Genomic DNA, 16,595 nt, shown 5'->3' with positions numbered 1-16,595 from the left:
CTCCTGCGTGTGGTGGGGTGCCGCGCTGCCGCGACGTCAGTTCGCGAACTGCGTGAGGATCTCGCCGTAGCGCGAGATCTCGTCGTCAGCCGTCTCGCTGGTCCAGTCCGAGAGGCCGACGAGGTCGAACATCACGGTCTTCGCCTCGTCCGAGGAGTCGGCGTAGTCGTCCATCAGCTTCGTCAGCTGCTCGACGAGGTCAGCGGGGAGGGTGTTCGCGACCGCGACGCCACCGTTCGGAATCATCTCGGTGTACGCGAACGCGGTCACCGTGTCGGCGACGTCGGGCGCCTCGGCGGTGACCGTGGTGCGCGCGTCCCAGTAGCCGAAGCTGACCTCGGCGTCGCCATTCGCCACCGCGAGCACGGCGTTGTTGTTGCCCTCGACCGGCACCTGCGAGATGTCGGCGTCGGTGTCGATGCCCGCGTCGCGCATGGCGACGACCGGGTACTGGTAGCCCGCGGGCGACGTCGCGGCCTGCAGTGCGACCTTCGTACCCTTCGAGATCTTCTTCAGCGCGTCGATGCCGGCTTCGCCCTGGCCGGTCGCGTTCTTCCCGGCTTCTTCGATGCCGTTGCAGTACGAGAGCTCGATGTTGCTGGCGGCATACGTCGCCTTGACCGGGGCGGTCTCGCAGTACTTGTCGGGGTTATTGGTGTACGCGACCGAGGCATACGAGGTCGCCCCGAAGCGCACATCGCGCAGCACGAGTTGGGCGTCGTACTGGTTCATGGCCTGGTAGAGCGAGCCGGCGTCGGTGATGACGACCTGGGCCTGGTCGGCGCCGAGCGCCTCGACCGTCGCGGCGTAGTCGCTCGCGACGACGCCCTCGACCTCGATGCCGAGACCGTCGGAGAGGTACGTCGTCAGCGGGTCGAGCGCCTCAGCGAGATCTTCGCCCTCGACCGAGGGAACGAGCGACACCGTGATGGAGTCGGGCCAGGCCTGCGCTTCGTCGGTGGCCGACGCCGAGGAGTCGCTGGCGCTGCAGCCCGCGAGACCGAGCGCGGCGACGGTGAGGGCGCCGATTGCGAGAACGGATGAACGCATGGGTGGGGTTACCTTTCGATGCCGGATCCCGCGCCGAGCGGCGCGGAGGTGCTGGAAGCCGCGAGCGCGGCCCAGGTTTCGATCTCGGCGCGCAGCTGCGCGAGCGAGGCTCCGCGCAGCGTCACCGGAACAGTGGAGGTCGCCGCGGTCGCGCCCACCAGCGCGGTATCCGCGCCGAGGGTGATCGCCGGAACGAGGTCGTATTCGGCGATGTCGCCGATCGCGAGCACCGGGCCGTCAGCGAGGAGTCGCTCGACGAGCGGCGCGAGCCCGGCAGGCTTGCCGACGGTGAAGTGGCGCTCGTCGAAACGGTGCTGCACGCCCCACGACGCGAGCACGCGGCCGATGCCGGGCTCAGGAGCATTCGTTGCGAGAATCAGACGCGCCGAACGCCCCAGCGTTTCGAGCATGTCATCGAGTCCGTCAGCGGCGTCGACGGGTGCGCTCGCGGTACCGAGCAATTCCCGGCTCTCGGCGTACGCGCGCTGCGTTGCCTCTGCGGTGACGCCGTCGGCGACTGCGAGCGATCCGACGATGTCGTACCCGTCACGGAAGGCGCTGTCACCCGCGTCGTAGCGAGCGAGCTCGGCTTCGACCCGATCGAGGTACCCGGCTGCGGCGGCCGCGGCGACGCAGTGCGCATACGCGCGCACCGGGCCGTGACCGACAGCGAGGGTGCCGTCGAAGTCGAATACGATGCTCGGTGCCATGTGCGCTCCTTGAGTGTTTGGACGATGCATCCAAAGTTACGGAGCGATATGGACGAAACGGCCATCGGCACATGAACAGACCGTTACGAGTCGATGGCGGCATTCCAACGCGCGGTGGGTTCGCCCTCGAATTCGGCGATCAGCGCCGCGACGTCTCCCCCGAACGGGAACGCCGTGATGAGTTGCAGGGGCGCGCCCACGGTCGGTGCGATGCCGTAGATGAGCGCCGGCGATCCGCCGCTGGTGAGCCCAGCCGCATCCGCGAAGCCAGCCGCCCCCGAGGCGCCGACAGGCTTCGCGGCGTCACCAGCGACCTGCGCGAACACGACACGACTCGCACGGTCGCCGATGAGGGCGTTTCCCTCCGGTGTGCCCGGAGCAGGCGAGCGCAGCGCCGGCAGCGCGACCCGCGACAGGCGTTGCAGCGGGGTCGAGCCGTCGTCGGCTCCGCGCGTGAGGTGGAATGCCTCAGACGCGAGCCCGAATGCCTGCGCTACCTCGCCGTGCAGCCAGCGGTCGCGCTTGAACCCGAACGGGGTCGGCACCTCCGAGAACCAGTACCCGTAGACGTGCATGACGCCGGCGTTGCCGACCGGGAACTCCGCCGAAATGCCCGCTGCGGTGTGCAGCACCTCGAAGAGTCCCCGGTCGAACGAGGCCACGCCGGTGTGCTCATCGATGACCGTCGATCGCCCCCAATCGGCGAAGCGCCCGGCCGCCGCATCGTCGCTCACGCAGGCGAGCACGAAGTCGAGATCGGACGGGGCTTGCTGCGCATCCGGTGGGGTCTGGCGGCGTTCAATCACCCCACGATGATGTCACGCACGTCCAGCCTCAACCGCACGTCCGGCCTCAACCGCACAGCCAGCCTCAGCCACGCCGCACGTCGCCCGGGCTGAACGTGCGCGACCCGAGCGCCTTCCGCAGCTCGCGGTACGACGTAGGCGTGACGCCGTTGCCCTCGAGTTCGCGGGCGCGCGCCGGGTAGCCGAAGACCGCGGGTAGGCCGCCCGCTTCGAGCTGCAACCAGGCGCGCACGCGCACCTCCGATCCGGGATGCACGAAGCCGTGCGGCTCGTATTGGAAGAGGTTCCAGCACCACGCGATGGCACGCCCGCGCGTGAACCCTTCCCACGGGCCGTCGGTGATGCGGAGTTCGGCGTCGATCGACGCGGCCGCGCCGGCCACGCGAGCATCGACCAGGGCGACGCGATCCGGCGCCGCCGCAGTGAACTCAGGAAATGTTGCCGTTGACATGGGGATGATCCCCTCTCTGGGGCACGCCACCCCATCGATCTTGCACCGCGAGATCTCGCGGGCCCGTTCTTCCCCTGGGACACCCGGGAATCGATGGATTCGGGTTGTCGTGCGGCCAGCCAGGTACCTACGGCCGCAACTCGTGAACGTGCTGCCAGCATAGCCGCGCACTCAGACATTCGTGGCGTGTGACCGCGGATGACCTGGCGGCAGCCATGATCCTCGGCCGCAACTCGCCGAACGGTACAGTGAGTGCTACTTATGCTCCGATCATTCTTCGTCCGTTCGCAGGCGCGCGTCTCGTGGCTGCGCATCGGGTTTGGTGCGCTGACCGGCGCTGCGGTGGTCGCGCTCATCAGTGTCTATGGCGGTACTCTCGGGCACCCGTTGCTCGTCGCAGCGTTCGGCTCATCGTGCGTACTCGTGTTTACGCTGCCCGACTCCCCGCTTTCTCAGCCAATCAACGTGCTGGGCGGCCACATCGTCGCTGCCGCTGTGGGCATCGGCGCGAGCTTAGTGATGCCGATCGCCCCGTGGAGCCTCGGAGTCGCCGTCGGCGTCGCGTTGGCGGCAATGGCGGCGTTGCGCATGACGCATCCGCCTGCCGGCGGTACCCCTATCGCCATCATGCTCGCCAATGAGCAGTGGTGGCAGTTAGTTCCGCTCATCTTGGGCGGCGCCGGCATCATTGCGCTCGGTGGAGCGCTGTACCGGGCTGCGTTCTCAGCGATCGCTCGCCACCGCGATCGTGCCCTGGTGCGCGCCGAGGCAGAGCGCAAGCGCGCCGCTGCCGAGGCCGAAGAGGACGCACAGATTTCTGCGGCCGTCACCGTCCCCGAGAACTAGCCGCCCCGCAGCGCCGCGACGGCGACGTCCGTGCGATCCGACACCACGCCGTCGACCCCGAGTGCCGCCAGCCGCCGCATCGTCGCGGCATCGTTGATCGTCCAGACGTGCACCTCGACGCCGTTCGCGTGCGCTGCGGCGATGAGGCGCGGGCTCAGCACGCGAATCGGCCCCTGCCGCTCGGGAATCTGCAGCGCATCGAAGCCCACGAGCGCACGCGCGGTGAGGCGTCGCGAACCGAGCGCCACCGCGAGCAGCACACGGATGAGTGCACCTCGACCCGGCGACGTGGCAGGCAGGGTGGCGGGCAGCGTCGCGGGCCGTTCCAAGCCCGCCGCCTCGATCGCCGCACGACGAAACGTCTCAGAGAAGCTGGTGACCAGCACGCGTTGGGCGTGCGGGGCGACGATACGCCCGAGCGGCACCGCGACGGCGGCCGCCTTAACGTCGATATTCCAGTGCGCGTTGGGGAACTCGGCGAGCGCCTGCTCGAGCGTGAGCAGGCCGCCGCGGTCGGCAAAGATGTCCGCGAGCTCGGCGACATCAACCTCGGTGATCAGGCGTGGATCGCCCGCGACGCGACCGAGGTCGGCGTCGTGGGCGAGCACGACGACACCGTCGCGGGTGATGTGGCAGTCGGTTTCGAGCAGGTCGGCCCCGGCGGCGAGCGCGGCAGCGAATGCGGCACGGGTGTTCTCGGCGATGCCCTGCGTGGCGAGCTCGGTCGACACGAACCCCCGGTGGGCGATCACGCGCGGATGCCGCGCCCCGTCGAAGTAGGGGTGCGGGTCGCGCGGGTGCGGCGTCGAGTGCGGCATGGGTTCACCGTACCCGCTCACGCCCGCACCTCCCTATCAACGCCGCGTTTGGTAACGTCGCTGCGTGACCACCAGCTCCCCTCGCCCGATCGGCTCGCGCTCACCGCGCACGGCGGCCGCGATCGAGCGCCGCGAGCTGCCGAGTTTCGCCGCGGGCGAGCTGAGTATCCCGTTCGAGCACTACGGCATGACCGAGGCGCTGACCGCAGACACCTACTGGGAGCCGCACTCGCATCCGACGCACGAGATCCTTTGGAACGACCGCGGCATGTCGGTGGCGACCGTCGACGGCAGCAGTTGGACCATCGGGCAGCAGGTCGGGCTGTGGATTCCGGCCGGCACCCTGCATACGGGGCACGCGCCGAGCGGCACCGTGTACCGCACCGCGCACTTCGACATCAGCGCGTTCGCTGCGTATGCCGCGCACCCCGAGGCGATCGCATTGACGCCCCTGCTACGCCTGCTGCTCGAGCGGCTGGCCGACAGCACGACCGCGGGTTCGACCCTGAGCCCCGAGTCGCGCCGGCTCACCGAGGCGATGGTGCGCGATGTGCTCGCCCCGGCGCGCGCGAGTCTGACCGTGCACATTCCGACGAGCGCGCTGCTCGCGCCGATCGCGCGCGCAGTGCTCGATGCTCCGGGCGAGGCACCGGCACTCGGTACGTGGGCAGCTGACCTCGGGGTCAGCGAGCGCACGATCGCCCGCGCGTTCCTCGCCGAAACCGGCCACGGCTACACCGCCTGGCTGGCTTCGGTGCGGGCGCAGTGGGCGATGCTGCTGCTGAGCGACGGCCTCCCGGTCGATGAGGTGGCGGATCGCGCGGGCTACGCCTCGGTCAGCGCATTCGGGGCCGCATTCCGTCGCACCACGGGCATCACGCCCAGTCAGGCGCGCGGGTTCGTCGGCGACTGACGGCGGCAGCGCGCGCACCCGTGTCCATTTTGCGCGATCCCGCGTCACTTTCTCGCGATTGCGCCACCTGCCCACGAGTTCATATGATGAAGTCAAGCCTTCCCTCAGCAGCTCGGATCGCCCCGGCATTCGCCCGTCACGCACGCATGCGCCCGACTCCGGGCGCCGTGCACCGCGAAGTGCTCGGGCAGCGCGCCGGGCCGGAGGGCATCGTCATGTCCCCCATCGAAAGCGGGTTTCCCACCCATGTCTGCTTCACCCCGTCGACTTCTCACGGCCGCCGCCCTCGCCGGCGCGGCGCTGCTCGCGCTCACCTCGTGCGCATCCGGCTCATCGGCCACCGATGCGGCGTCGGATTCCGTCATCGAAGCCCCCACGCCGACGAACGAATTCCCGCTCACCATCGAGCACGCGCTCGGCACGATCACCCTCGACGAGGCTCCGGAGCGCGTCGCGACCGTCAACTGGGCCAATCAGGAAGTTCCGCTCGCGCTCGGCGTCGTGCCCGTGGGCATGGCCAGCGCCGACTGGGGCGATGACGACGGCAACGGCGTGCTGCCCTGGGTCGAGGATCGCCTGGAGGAGCTCGGCGCCGACACCCCGGTACTCTTCGACGAAACCGATGGCATCGACTTCGAAGCTGTCGCCGACACGAACCCCGACGTTATTCTCGCCGCGTACTCCGGCCTGACGCAGGAGGACTACGACACCCTCAGCGAGATCGCGCCGGTCGTCGCCTACCCTGAGGCACCCTGGTCGACGTCATGGAAGGACGTCATCCGCTACAACGCACTCGGCATGGGACTCGAAGAAGCCGGCGATGAACTCATCACCTCGCTCGAGAACGAGATCGACGAGACGGTCGCGAAGCATCCCGACCTGGCCGGTGCCTCGACGATGTTCGTGACGCACGTCGACACGACCGATCTCAGCACGGTCAACTTCTACACCTCGAACGACACCCGAGCGGCATTCTTCACCGATCTCGGACTCACCGAGCCCGCGGCCGTCGTCGAAGCATCGAAGTCGGGCGAGTTCTCGGGCAGCATCAGCGCCGAGCAGGTCGACCGCTTCGACGATGTCGACCTCATCGTGACCTATGGAGACCAGGAACTGGTCGATACCCTCGAGGCCGACCCGCTGCTGTCGCAGATGCCCGCGGTCAAGAACGGCGCGATCGTCTTCCTCGACGGATCCGGCCCGATGGGCACCGCGGCGAACCCGGCCCCGCTCTCGATCTCGTGGGTGCTCGACGACTACGTCACGCAGCTCGACGACGCGCTCGCGGGCAAGACCGCGAAGTCTGCCGAGTAATTGAGCGTTCTCACACGCGGCCCGCAGGGCCCCGGTTCGGCCGTCGCCATCGTGCGGCGGCCGAACCGCGTTCGCGTGCTCTGGCTCGTCGCGGCGATTGCGGTGCTGGCGGGCCTCGCCGTGCTCTCAGTGGTCGTGGGCTCGCGTGCGGTGAGCCTCGATGACATTCGCGCGGCGTTCACCGGTTCGGTCGACGGGCTCGGCGCCGCGGCGGTATCGAAGCGCATCGCGCGCACCGCGCTCGCGATCCTCGTCGGTGCCGCACTCGGTCTCGCCGGCGCTGCGATGCAGGGCGTGACGCGCAACCCGCTCGCAGACCCGGGGCTGCTCGGCGTCAATATGGGGGCCTCCCTCGCCGTCGTCATTGGCATGGCCTGGTTCGCGATGTACCAGTTCACCGCGTTCATCTGGGTCGCGATTCTCGGGGCGGCAGTCGCGGCGACCTTCGTGTACATCGTCGGATCGCTCGGCCGCGGCGGCGCCACTCCCCTGAAGCTGGCGCTCGCCGGGGCTGCGACCTCCGCCACGGCCGCCTCGTTCATCGGCGCGGTCGTGCTGCCCCGCGGCGACATCGCGGGCGGCGTGCGATCCTGGCAGATCGGCGGTGTCGGCGGTGCGAGTTTCGAGCCGATCATGCAAGTTCTCCCCTTCCTCGCGGTCGGCGCGCTCATCTGCATCCTCTCGGCCCGCTCGTTTAACGCGCTCGCGCTCGGCGATGAGCTCGCCTCCGGTCTCGGGGAACGCGTCGCCGTGATCCGCGGCGTCGGCGCACTCGGTGCCGTGCTGCTCTGCGGCGCTGCCACGGCCGTCGCGGGCCCCATCGGCTTCGTCGGGCTCGTCGTGCCGCACGCCTGCCGCCTGCTCGTCGGCGTCGACTATCGCTGGCTCGTGCCGTTCTCCGCCGTCGTCGGCGCCGCGCTGCTCACCGCCGCCGACGTTGTCGGCCGCGTCATCGCCCGACCCGACGAGATCGACGTCGGCATCATCACCGCACTCATCGGCGCCCCCGTCTTCATCTGGATCGTGCGCCGGCAAAGGATTCGAGAGCTATGAGCACGAGTGCCATCACCGCGGTCGCGACGCAGCGCCGCACGCGGAGCCACCGTCGCGGCCTGGTCATCGCCGTCCTGGCGATCCTGATCGCCGCCGTCTTCGTCGTGAGCCTGCACCTCGGCCGCACCGCCTACTCCACGCCCGACGTGCTCGGCGTGCTGCTCGGGCACGATGTGCCGGGTGCGTCGTTCACGGTCGGGCGCCTGCGCCTGCCGCGCGCCGTGCTCGCCCTCATCGCGGGGCTCTGCTTCGGGCTCGGCGGCGTCACGTTCCAGACGATGCTGCGCAACCCGCTCGCAAGCCCCGACATCATCGGCATCACCGCGGGCGCCGGCGCGGCCGCCGCGTTCGCCATCATCATCCTCGGGTTCACGGGCGCACGGGTATCGACGTTCGCGATCGCGGTCGGTCTGATCGTCGCGCTCACCATTTACCTGCTCGCGTTTCGGCGCGGGGTGGCGGGCACCCGACTCATCCTGATCGGCATCGGGATCGCCGCAATGCTCGATTCGGTGACGTCGTACGTGCTCGAGAAGGCGCCGCAGTGGGAGCTGCAGGAGGCCATGCGCTGGCTGTCGGGCAGCCTGAACGGCGCGCGCTGGCAAGATGTCTCGCCCGTGCTCATCGCGTTCGTCGTGCTCACACCGCTGCTCTACGCCCAGGCCCGCAACCTGTCGCTGCTGCAGCTCGGCGACGACACCGCATCGGCGCTCGGCGTGCGCAGCGAGCGCACCCGCATTCTGCTCATCGTCGCGGCCGTGGGGCTCATCGCGTTCGCGACTGCCGCGGCGGGCCCTATCGCCTTCGTCGCATTCCTCGCCGGGCCGATCGCCGTGCGCATCATCGGGCCGTACGGGTCGCCATTGATTCCTGCTGGGCTCGTCGGCGCGCTGCTCGTGCTCGTCGCCGACTTCGTGGGTCAGTTCGCATTCGACACGCGCTACCCCGTGGGCGTCATCACCGGCGCGCTGGGCGCCCCCTATCTCGTCTATCTCATCATCCGCACCAACCGCGCAGGAGGATCGCTGTGACGATCGACCACACTCTCGACGTCGACGCCGTTTCGCTGGGCTACCGAGACTGCGAGGTCATCACCGGCCTCAGTCTGACCGTGCCGCCCGGCGAGATCACCGTGATCGTCGGCGCCAACGCGAGCGGCAAGTCGACACTGCTGCGCGCGATGTCGCGACTGCTCGCGCCGCGCGAGGGCCAGGTGCTGCTCGACGGCGCCTCCGTGCACCGGATGCGCGCCAAGGAGCTCGCGCGCGCACTCGGGCTGCTGCCGCAGTCGCCGATCGCACCCGAGGGCATCACGGTCTCCGACCTCGTCGGCCGCGGCCGCAACCCGCACCAGAGTCGTTTCGCCCGGTGGAGTCACGACGACGACTCCGCCGTCGCCGAAGCACTCGAGGCCACCGACACGCTTTCGCTCGCCGACCGCGCCGTCGACGAGCTCTCGGGCGGGCAGCGGCAGCGCGTGTGGATCGCGATGGCGCTCGCGCAGCGCACCGACGTGCTGCTACTCGACGAACCGACCACGTTTCTCGATGTCTCGCACCAGGTCGAGGTGCTCGACCTGCTCACCGATCTGAACCGATCGCGCGGCACGACCGTCGTCATGGTGCTGCACGATCTCAACCTCGCCGCACGGTACGCCGACCACCTCGTCGCGATCGCCGACGGCACCGTGCACGCAGCCGGCTCGCCCGATGAGGTACTCACCGAGGCACTCGTCGCGTCGGTGTTCGGCATGCCGAGCACGATCGTCACCGACCCCGTCTCAGGGCGGCCGCTGATGCTGCCGCGCGGGCGGCACCACGTGCGCGACGGGGTGCCGGTCGACAGCGCAGTGGTCGTCGGCCCCGCGAGCACTGAGACCGCAGCAGTCGCCGACACGAGAACCGAGACCGGCACGCTCAGCTGACGCCCACAACGCACGCGGCCCGCGCGTCCGTTCAGGATCCGCGTGCCGCGTGCGATTCAGCGATCAGTGCACGCGCCGCCGTCGAACGACGAGCACGGCACCGGCTGCGAGCAGCAGCGCGCCGAGCGCGACACCACCCATCACGCCCGATCCGCCGGTTGCGGTGAGGCCACCCGTGCCCGCTCCGCCGGCGGATCCCGATGCTCCGGTCGAGCCGCCTGCGCCCGAACCCGATGCACCCGCGCCGCCATCCGAGCCCGAACCCGCAGCCGTGCCGCTGCCCGTCGCATCGTTCGACCCGTCGGTTCCTGCCCCGGCACCGCCTTCAGTATCGGCATCGGCATCAGCTTCAGCACTCGCACCAGCACCGGCTTCGGCCGGCAGCGCCGAACCGGTGACCTCGGCGGTCGCCACCGCGATGTCGGCGTTGAATGACGAGACGACGATCGTCGCGGATTCGCTTGGCTCGAGCCCGGAGACTCTGACGAGCGCACCCGAGCGATCGAGCTGCGGCACCGTGGCGGCAGCAGTGGCGCGTGGGGCTTCGGCTGCCGCCGTCGGCGTGTTCGCACCGTTTGCCGCGACGCGCGCCGCACGATCGAGCTCGATGCCCGCGGGCGCGACGGTGTACTCGAGCGATTCGTCATAGTTCTCGATGCGGAACTCGAACCCGTCGACGAGCGACTGCGTCGTCGTCAGAATCGGCGCATAACCGCGCTCCTGAGCACGCCCCTGGGCGGTGCTGCTTGCACTGGTCGAATCATCGCGCATGACCGCAACGGCAACGTCTGCCGTTGCGCCCGCCTGTAGGCCACTGACAATGAGCAGCGAACCGTCCAGTCGCGCCGACACTCCTTCGACACCCTCGACGGCGTCGACCCGGTACTGGGCGTCGGCGTCGAAGTTGCTGATCTGCGCCGTGTAGCCGTCGGGCGTGCGCACCGCAGTGCCGAACTCGGGGGCGATGCCTGCGAGCAGCGCGGCCCCCGTCACTGACGCCGTGGCCGGCGCGGAGCCCGAGAGCTCGACGGTGACGGCGATCTCCGCGCCTTCGCCCGCGGCGAGGCCCGTGACCGACAGCTGCGAACCGTCGAGTGCTGCGTGCACCCCATCGGGCAGCTGCGCGTCATCGACGGCGTAGCTGGCCGCCGCGTCGAAGTTCGTGATTTCGACCGTGTAGCCGTCCGGCGTGCGCACTGCGGCACCGAACTCGGGCGAGATCCCCGCGAGCAGCGCGACGCCGGTCACCGACGCCGTCGCCTCCGTCGAACCTGCGAGCTGCACGCTGACGGGCACTGTGAGGCGTTCCCCAGGCTGCAGACCGGTGACGGTGATGACCGACCCGTTCCGCACCACCCGAACCGCGGCGTCGAGCGCCGTCGTGTCGAAGGCATAGCTGCCGGCGTCGACGAAGTTGGTCACCTCGACGGTAAAGCCATCGATAGTGCGCACGACCTCACCGAACTGCGGCGCACTGCCGGTCGACAGCGCCGACGCCGTGAACGTCTCGCTTCCGACCGCGTGATCGGCCTGGTTCGCTTCGATCAGCACCGTCGCGGTTGCGCCCGCCGGAAGCCCGGTCACCGTCACCGTGCCGGTCTCGGCGTCGAATACGACCCGAGCACCTTCTGGCGCATCAGTGAACGAGACGACGTAGTGAACCCGGGGGTCGAGATCTTCGAGCGTGACCACGTACCCGTCCACGGTGCGCGTCTCAGGCCCGAAACGTACCTCGGGCGCCGCCTCGAGCGCCGAGCCGGTCGCCGTCGCAAGAGCATCGGTCGAACCGGCGCGCGACACGGTGACGACGGCACTGCCCTGCGCACCAGCGTCGAGCCCGCGAACGGTGAGCGTCGCTCCGTTCAGAATCACCTCCGCCTGCGGGCTGAGCACGGTCGGCAGCACGGTGTACACGGCGTCGGCGTCGAAGTTCTCGATGTCGACGGAGAAACCGTCATCTGTTCGCGTGACGGAGCCGAACGTCGGAGCGACTCCCGTCGCCAGCGACCGGCCCGAGAGATCTGCGCGGGCGGCAACCGCACCGTCTCGGTGCACGGTGACGGGCACGGTCGCCGAGGCGTCAGGTGCGAGTCCGGTGACCACGACGGTGTCGCCGTCGAGCACGGCTGCGGCGCCGCTCGGCAGCCCGACCAGTTCGAGGTCGTAGCGGGCGGCGGCGTCGAAGTCGCTGATCACGGCGCTGAACCCGTCGACGGTGCGCTCGGGATCACCGAACGTGGGCGCGATCCCCGCGTCGAGGGCGGTGCCGGTCAACCGGCTCGAAGCCGGAGTGGCTCCCGACTTCGCCACGCCCAGAGTCACCTCGAGAGAGACGCCCGGCTGCAATCCGGTGACGCGCAACTTCCCGTTGTCGATGCGCGCGTTGATCGATGCATCGGAACCCGGCCACGTCACCGTGTACGTCGCTCCCGCGTCGAGGTTGGTGATCGCGGCTTCGAAACCGTCTGCGAGACGCACGACTTCCCCGAAGACTGGGGCGATACCCGCGTCGAGTGCGGTGCCCTGCACCGTCGCCGTCGCATCGAGCGCCCCTGAGCGCGTGACCCGCACTTCGACCGAGGCGGGAGTGCCGGAGGCAACGCCGGTGACCGTGAGCAGACCGCTCGCGTCGACCGTACCCGACACGTCGCCGCTCGCGGTCACCGCGTACTGCGCGGTCGAAGCGAAGTTCGTGATCGGCACCTGGAACCCGTTCGCCGTGCGCGTCACCGCGCCGAAGGTCGGCGCCGTGCCCGCGACCGCGGGCGTGACGGCGACGCGCGGGTTCGAGCGCTCGGAGTAGAGCTTGTCGGTCACTCCGGTCTGCGTCGCCTCGGTCTGCAGCGAGACGTAGTACGTGGTGCCGTTCGTCAGACCCGAGATCGTGCAGCTCGTGTTCGCGGAGGAGCAGGTCTGCACGGTCGCTCCGCCCGAGACCGCGTTGAAGGCCGTTGCGAAGTAGTTCGAAATCGCGTTGCCGTTCAAGTCGGCAGGTTGCCAGCTCACGACGGCGCTGTTCGTTCCGGGAGCGACGGAGATGCCGGTGGGCACCTTCGGGTATCCGTACGGGGTCGCTGTCACCGTGTTTGACGCTGCGCCGGCGCCGGCGATGGTCAGGGCGCGCATCTGCACCGAGGTGGCGGTGCCGTTCGTGAGCCCTGAGATCGTCTTCGACGTACCGATACCGGGCGACGCCTGCCACGTGGTGCCACCGTCGACGGTGTACTCGTACCCGGTGATCGTCTGGCCGTTGCCACTCCCCGCGGTCAACGTCAGACGCAGGAGACCGTCACCGCGCGCCGCGAGGGCGATGGTCGGTGCGGCGGCGCGGGCGAGCGGCGTGACGGCGGGGCGCGGTGACGACTCCGGGCCGGCGCCCGCCGCATTTGTCGCGGTCACGGAGACCGTGTAGGTCTCGCCATTGGTGAGCGCGGTGACGGTGAACGGCCCCGTGTTCGCAATACCGCGGTGCTGCGCGGCACTGCCATCGGCCGAGGTGATCGTGACCGTGTAGTCGGTGATCGGGCTTCCGCCATCGAACTCCGGGGCCTCCCAGCGCACGGTGGCCGTTGCGGATCCGCCAACCACCGACACGTTGCGGGGTGCCCCGGGCACCGTGCGCGGCGTCGACGTGCGCATGGCCGCATCGCCCGCGCCGATCGCGTTGACCGCGCGCACCGCGACGGTCACGGGAGTGCCGTTCGGCAGGCCGGTGATCAGTGCTTCACCTGACAGACTGCGCGTATCGATCCAGGTCTGCCCGCCGTCGATCGAGTACTCAATGGCGGTGAGTGGCGCACCGCCGTCGCCTGAGAACTCCGCGTGGACGCCGACGGTGCCATCGCCCGGAACGAGCGTCACGGCCGGTGCGGGCGGTGCCGATGCCGGCGCTGCAGTGAGCACATTCGACGCACTGCTGGTGCCCGCCGCGTTCACGGCGCGCGCTTGCACCGTGTAGGCCGTGCCGTTCTCGAGCCCGCTGATCGTGAATGATCCGGCCACGACCTCCACCCCGTGCCACGTCGCGCCGCCGTCGACGCTGGCCTCGATCGCGGTCACGGTCGATCCCCCGTCATTTGCGACCGAGAAGTCGACCGAGAGCGACCCGTTCGCCCGCGCCACGCGGGTGAGGTCGGGGGCGCTCGGCGCGGATGCCGGCGTCGCCGACACTGCGGCAGACGGAGCGCCCTCGCCCTGCGAATTCACCGCGCGCACCCGCACGTCCACGGCGACACCATCCGCGAGTTCGGTGATGACGAAGCTGGGGGTCAGGCTCGGCGTGCGCTGCCAGGTCGCCCCCGAATCGAGTGAGTACTCGTAGTAGTCAACGGGCACGCTGCCGCGATCGGCGGGCGTGAAGTCGACCTGCACCGCTCCGGGTCGCGACACGACCTGATCGATCACCGGAGCCCCTGGAAGCGCGACGGGAACCGGCCCGTTGCGCGTAGCACCGGCCGAAGCGGGGCCGGAACCGACCTCGTTCACCGCACGGATGACGAAGGTGTATTCGACGTCGGCGTCGAGCGTTGCCCCCGAGCTCGACTCGGTCAGTTCTGCGGGCGACTCGGTCGCGCCGAGTGCGCGCCAGGTGAGCCCACCATCGGTGGTGTAGTCGTATGCGGTGATCGGTGCGCCGCCGTTCGAGGCGGGCGCCGCGAACGCGAGTTCAAGCTCACCCGTACCGGTGTCACGCACGCGGGTGATGGCGGGGGCACCGGGCACTCCGGCCGGAGCGGCCGTCACCTCGACTGCTTCGCTCGCCCCGATCGCGTTGACCGCGCGCAGCAGAATGCGCTGCTCGGTGCCATTTTCAAGACCGCTGATGCTCTGCGGCGCGCTCGGCGAGAACGTCTCCCAGCGCGCTCCCTCGTCGAGCGAGTACTCGACCGAGGTGATGGGTGCACCACCCGAGGCTCCGAGTTGCCATGACACGACGATCGAGCCGTCACGGCGTTCGGCGGCGGCATCGATCAGCGCTGCCGGCACACCGGGCGCGCTGACGATGATGGGTGAGGAAGCCGCACCGGGGCCCGCAGCATTGACGGCGCGAAGCTCGATCGAGGCCTGCGATCCTGCCGCAATGCCCGCCACCGCGACCGGGCTGGTCGTCGATCCCGTCGATGCCCACATGCCGCCGTCGACGCGCACCTGGTAGTCGGTGATCGCCGTGCCTCCGTCGAATCCTTCGGTGAACGCGATCGCCGCGGAGCCGCCCTCGACTGCGGCACTCGTGACCGTGGGCGCACCCGGCACCGCACGCGGCGTCGCCGTGGCCGGGTCACTCGTCTCGCCGATGCCGACAGCGCTCGTCGCGCGGATCTCGATGCGCGCCGAGACGCCGTTGGTCAACCCTGAGATCACCGCGGGGCGTGCCGTGGTGTCGAGCTGCACCCACGAACCGCCGTCGACGCGGTACTGGTAGCCGGTCGCCGCAGCACCCGACTCGGGAGCCGCGAACGTGACAGCGAGCCCGCCATCCCGCGCTTCGAGCTGCTCGATGCGCGGCGCCGACGGAACCGCGAGCGGCGTGACCGTATTCGAGAGCGTCGAGTACGTGCCGATGCCGGCCGGGGTCACCGCTGCGACCTCGAACCGGTAGGCAGTGCCGTTCGTCAGGCCGGGCACGGTGACGACGGTGTCGGTCGACCCGGTGAGGATCGGCTCGGTCCATGCAGTGCCGCCAACGGGGGTGACGCGCACGGCGTAGCCTTCGAGCGGCCCCTGACCAACGCTGGTCGGAGCCGTCCAGCTGAGCGCGGCGCTGCCCGAGCCGGCGACGGCCTGCGGCGCCGTCGGCGCACTCGCAGTGCCGGTCGTGTACGAGATCTTGATCGAGCCGTTCGCCGAGTTCGATGCGACGTACTCGATGGACTCCGTGAGTCCCGGCTGCGACGCCGTGGAGTTCTGTCCGAGCGAGCCGCCGTACCCGAACCACTCGTTCGAGGTGCCGGCACCGAACTCGATCGCTCCGTGCTTGCCGCCGATCGCGCCGCCGCCGCCCGCGCCGCCGCCGCCGCCGTCGTCGTTGTTGCAGGTCGACGCCGCGCAGGCGTCTGCGGCATTCTGCCCGCCCTGCCCGTCGGTGGAGGTCGGGTCGACCGTGCGCGCGACGAAGACGCTGTCCGCAGCACGCCCGCGCGTCGGTGCGTACTGGCCCGAGCCGCCGTTGCCGCCGCCACCACCGGCGACGATGTCGATGTCGCCGATACGCAGCACACTGGCAGCGCCACCGGCACCACCCTGCCCTGACGAACCACGCGATCCTGCGTTGCCGCCGCGGCCACCGTTGTAGCCGTCGAGGGGGTTGTTGCCGCCGACCGCGGCGGCCGTCGACGCGTTCGTGGTGCTGGCGCCGGTCGCGCCGCCCTGGCCGGGAACGACGGTCAGTGTCGAGCCCGGCACGACGTCAACGGTGCCGGTCACCAGTCCGCGAAACGTACCGATATCGGGAGCGGGCGTGGCATCTTTGCCGCCATTGCCGCCCTCGCCGCCGCGGATCTCGACGTCGATCGACGTCACCCCGGCCGGTACGACCCACGACTGCGCAGTCGCCGAGTACGCGAACGAGACGACCTGCGTCTGCGGAGCACTGTTGCCGGCCGCGGCACTCGCGATGAGCGCCCCTCCGACCAACGCGACCACTGCCGAACCTGCGAGTATGCGCTTTCCGCGCACGCCTGTACTACCCACCCTTGTGACACCCCTCCAGT

General features: G+C 69.9%; 12 protein-coding genes and 1 riboswitch. Of the genes, 6 read left to right on the top strand and 6 right to left on the bottom strand.

The features are described from left to right. Positions 1-36: 36 nt before the first annotated feature. The 4 genes from phnD to CH42_RS06500 all read right to left on the bottom strand — a co-directional run bounded on the left by phnD (position 37) and on the right by CH42_RS06500 (position 3,017). Positions 37-1,050: a phosphate/phosphite/phosphonate ABC transporter substrate-binding protein gene (gene phnD, locus CH42_RS06515; protein WP_053352402.1), complete on the bottom strand. Its 1,014-nt coding sequence runs from the start codon at positions 1,048-1,050 to the stop codon at positions 37-39. A gap of 8 nt (positions 1,051-1,058) precedes the next feature. Then, positions 1,059-1,760, bottom strand: coding sequence for an HAD family hydrolase (locus tag CH42_RS06510; protein WP_156322488.1), 702 nt, complete (start codon positions 1,758-1,760; stop codon positions 1,059-1,061). Positions 1,761-1,843: 83 nt separating this feature from the next. Next, a complete protein-coding gene (locus CH42_RS06505) occupies positions 1,844-2,566 on the bottom strand; it encodes a hypothetical protein (RefSeq protein WP_053352400.1) in 723 nt (240 codons plus the stop codon). Positions 2,567-2,630: 64 nt separating this feature from the next. After that, positions 2,631-3,017, bottom strand: a complete 387-nt coding sequence (locus tag CH42_RS06500; RefSeq protein WP_053352399.1) for a hypothetical protein — start codon at positions 3,015-3,017, stop codon at positions 2,631-2,633. Positions 3,018-3,048: 31 nt separating this feature from the next. Next, positions 3,049-3,165: riboswitch (SAM riboswitch) on the bottom strand. 113 nt (positions 3,166-3,278) lie between these two features. On the opposite strand from CH42_RS06500, the gene CH42_RS06495 reads away from it, so the two are divergent. Next, positions 3,279-3,863: an HPP family protein gene (locus tag CH42_RS06495; RefSeq protein WP_053352398.1), complete on the top strand. Its 585-nt coding sequence runs from the start codon at positions 3,279-3,281 to the stop codon at positions 3,861-3,863. Here the strand turns inward: CH42_RS06495 and CH42_RS06490 are convergent. Continuing rightward, the gene (locus tag CH42_RS06490) at positions 3,860-4,681 is read right to left on the bottom strand and encodes a glycerophosphodiester phosphodiesterase family protein (RefSeq protein WP_053352454.1); all 822 of its coding nucleotides are present in this window, start codon (positions 4,679-4,681) and stop codon (positions 3,860-3,862) included. The genes CH42_RS06495 and CH42_RS06490 overlap by 4 nt on opposite strands. 64 nt (positions 4,682-4,745) lie before the next feature. Between CH42_RS06490 and CH42_RS06485 the strand changes: the two genes are divergently transcribed. The 5 genes from CH42_RS06485 to CH42_RS06465 all read left to right on the top strand — a co-directional run bounded on the left by CH42_RS06485 (position 4,746) and on the right by CH42_RS06465 (position 9,885). Continuing rightward, positions 4,746-5,594, top strand: coding sequence for a helix-turn-helix transcriptional regulator (locus tag CH42_RS06485; protein WP_053352397.1), 849 nt, complete (start codon positions 4,746-4,748; stop codon positions 5,592-5,594). Positions 5,595-5,840: 246 nt separating this feature from the next. After that, a complete protein-coding gene (locus tag CH42_RS06480; RefSeq protein WP_053352396.1) occupies positions 5,841-6,908 on the top strand; it encodes an iron-siderophore ABC transporter substrate-binding protein in 1,068 nt (355 codons plus the stop codon). Then, positions 6,909-7,961 (top strand): FecCD family ABC transporter permease, encoded by a 1,053-nt coding sequence (locus CH42_RS06475; RefSeq protein ID WP_239683968.1) that lies wholly within the window; start codon positions 6,909-6,911, stop codon positions 7,959-7,961. After that, complete coding sequence (locus CH42_RS06470; RefSeq protein WP_053352395.1) at positions 7,958-8,992, top strand: FecCD family ABC transporter permease; 1,035 nt, start codon at positions 7,958-7,960, stop codon at positions 8,990-8,992. The genes CH42_RS06475 and CH42_RS06470 overlap by 4 nt, the downstream gene beginning before the upstream one ends. Continuing rightward, positions 8,989-9,885: an ABC transporter ATP-binding protein gene (locus CH42_RS06465; protein WP_082309328.1), complete on the top strand. Its 897-nt coding sequence runs from the start codon at positions 8,989-8,991 to the stop codon at positions 9,883-9,885. Before CH42_RS06470 ends, CH42_RS06465 begins: the two co-directional genes overlap by 4 nt. A gap of 63 nt (positions 9,886-9,948) precedes the next feature. On the opposite strand, the gene CH42_RS06460 is transcribed toward CH42_RS06465, so the two are convergent. Further along, positions 9,949-16,527, bottom strand: coding sequence for a beta strand repeat-containing protein (locus tag CH42_RS06460; protein ID WP_053352394.1), 6,579 nt, complete (start codon positions 16,525-16,527; stop codon positions 9,949-9,951). Between the last annotated feature and the right edge of the window lie 68 nt (positions 16,528-16,595).

The organism is Leucobacter musarum subsp. musarum, from assembly GCF_001273845.1.
GTDB lineage: Bacteria > Actinomycetota > Actinomycetes > Actinomycetales > Microbacteriaceae > Leucobacter > Leucobacter musarum.
Note: the sequence above shows the minus strand (reverse complement) of the source record. Positions and strands in the feature narration are given on the sequence as shown.

What these genes read in the sequence shown, in the direction of transcription:
- CH42_RS06470 (WP_053352395.1), top strand. Translation starts at nt 7,958, where the DNA reads ATGAGCACGAGTGCCATCACCGCGGTCGCGACGCAGCGCCGCACGCGG.
- CH42_RS06500 (WP_053352399.1), bottom strand. Translation starts at nt 3,017, where the DNA reads ATGTCAACGGCAACATTTCCTGAGTTCACTGCGGCGGCGCCGGATCGC.
- CH42_RS06490 (WP_053352454.1), bottom strand. Translation starts at nt 4,681, where the DNA reads ATGCCGCACTCGACGCCGCACCCGCGCGACCCGCACCCCTACTTCGAC.
- CH42_RS06510 (WP_156322488.1), bottom strand. Translation starts at nt 1,760, where the DNA reads ATGGCACCGAGCATCGTATTCGACTTCGACGGCACCCTCGCTGTCGGT.
- CH42_RS06480 (WP_053352396.1), top strand. Translation starts at nt 5,841, where the DNA reads ATGTCTGCTTCACCCCGTCGACTTCTCACGGCCGCCGCCCTCGCCGGC.
- phnD (WP_053352402.1), bottom strand. Translation starts at nt 1,050, where the DNA reads ATGCGTTCATCCGTTCTCGCAATCGGCGCCCTCACCGTCGCCGCGCTC.
- CH42_RS06495 (WP_053352398.1), top strand. Translation starts at nt 3,279, where the DNA reads ATGCTCCGATCATTCTTCGTCCGTTCGCAGGCGCGCGTCTCGTGGCTG.